Origin of the sequence: Sphingomonas sp. Ant H11, from assembly GCF_000797515.1 — a bacterium.
GTDB lineage: Bacteria > Pseudomonadota > Alphaproteobacteria > Sphingomonadales > Sphingomonadaceae > Sphingomonas.
Map to the genome: position 1 here is coordinate 1 of NZ_JSBN01000186.1, position 1,539 is coordinate 1,539.

Here is a 1,539-nt window from a genome sequence, read left to right on the forward strand (position 1 = left end):
CGCCCAGGGTGGCGGCCGGCACGGCGACCGCCGCCAGCGCGGGCGTGATCGCAGGTCCGCCTGTCTACACGCTCCCCATCGACGAAGCCGCTGCGGCGCGGGCTCTGGTGGCTTTTCAGGCCTCCTGTCCGTCGCTGTTGCGCCGTACCGATGTTTCCGGCCTGACTCGCGGCAGCGATTGGGCGGCGGCGTGTGGGGCCGCGCCAGGCGTCCGCCGGGGCGAGGCACGGGCGTTCTTCGCCGAATATTTCGAGACGGCGCAGGTCGGCGACGGCAAAGCCTTTGCCACGGGCTATTACGAGCCCGAAATCCGCGCCGCGCGCGAACGGCGGCGCGGCTATGACGTGCCGATTTACGCGCGACCGACCGACCTGGTCGATGTCGATCTCGGCCAGTTCAGCGATACGCTGAAGGGCAAGAAGATCCGCGGCCGCGTCGATGGGCGCAGCTTCATCCCCTATGACGATCGTACCGCGATCGAGACCGGCTCGCTCGCCGGACGCGCGCCGATCCTTGCCTGGGCGGCCGATCCGGTCGAATTGTTCTTCCTGCAGATCCAGGGATCGGGGCGGCTGCGCTTGCCCGACGGGTCGGTGATGCGGATCGGCTATGACAATCAGAATGGCCGCGATTACACCGGCATCGGCACGCTGATGAAAAAGCGCGGCTTGCTCGGGCCGGGGCAAACCTCGCTGCAGGGCATGTCGCAATGGTTGCATGACCATCCCGATCAGGGCCGCGACATCATGCGCGAAAACAAGAGCTATGTGTTCTTTCACGAACAATCCGGCTCGCCGATGGGCGCGTTGGGCGTTGCGGTCACCGGCGGGGTGAGTGTCGCGGCCGATCCGCATTTCATCCCGCTGGGGGCCCCGGTCTTGCTCTCGATGGATCGCGCCGACGCCAGCCGCCTGTGGATCGCCCAGGATACCGGCGGCGCGATCAAGGGGGCCAATCGCGTCGATACCTTTTGGGGGGCAGGCCCCGATGCCGAGGCCATCGCCGGGGGCATGACCGCGCGCGGCACCGCCTTTCTCTTGTTACCGACGGGCACTCTTCAGCGACTGGCTGGCGCGCGCGTGTCTGGTGAGAGGCCCGATGGGAACGCGTCACCTCAGTTCTGACGAAGCGGCGTTGTGGGCGCGGGTGATGGCCGGGGTACGCCCTTTGGCCAAAGCCGCGCCGACGGTGCCAGCGACGGGCTCGAAAACCGCCAGGGCAGCGGGCGTGGCCGCGCCATCCATCGCCCCGCCGGTTGCGGCAACGCCTGCCAAGCGTGTCGTCGGCCGCGTTCCACCGTTGCCGGTTCCCAAACCCGCACGCGCTGCCGCCAACAGCGCCAACACGCTGGACGGCACCTGGGACAAGCAAATCGCGCGAGGCCTCGTTTCCCCCGATCGCACAATCGATTTGCACGGGCATACGCTGCAATCCGCCTATAATGAACTGGACGGCGCGCTCGACGCGGCGATCCGGGCCGGGGATCGCACGATCCTGCTGGTCACCGGAAAGCCGCCGCGCCCGACCAGTGAGCGTCCG

2 protein-coding genes are annotated in these 1,539 nt (G+C 68.1%); both read left to right on the forward strand.

Annotation, left to right across the window (positions count from 1 at the left end):
- The first annotated feature begins 8 nt into the window (after positions 1–8).
- Positions 9–1,124, forward strand: a complete 1,116-nt coding sequence (mltA, locus tag NW75_RS21295) for a murein transglycosylase A (RefSeq protein ID WP_081988862.1) — start codon at positions 9–11, stop codon at positions 1,122–1,124.
- The coding region (locus NW75_RS21300; RefSeq protein WP_033967394.1) for a Smr/MutS family protein at positions 1,099–1,539 on the forward strand (441 nt) is incomplete at its 3' end. The genes mltA and NW75_RS21300, both read left to right, overlap by 26 nt.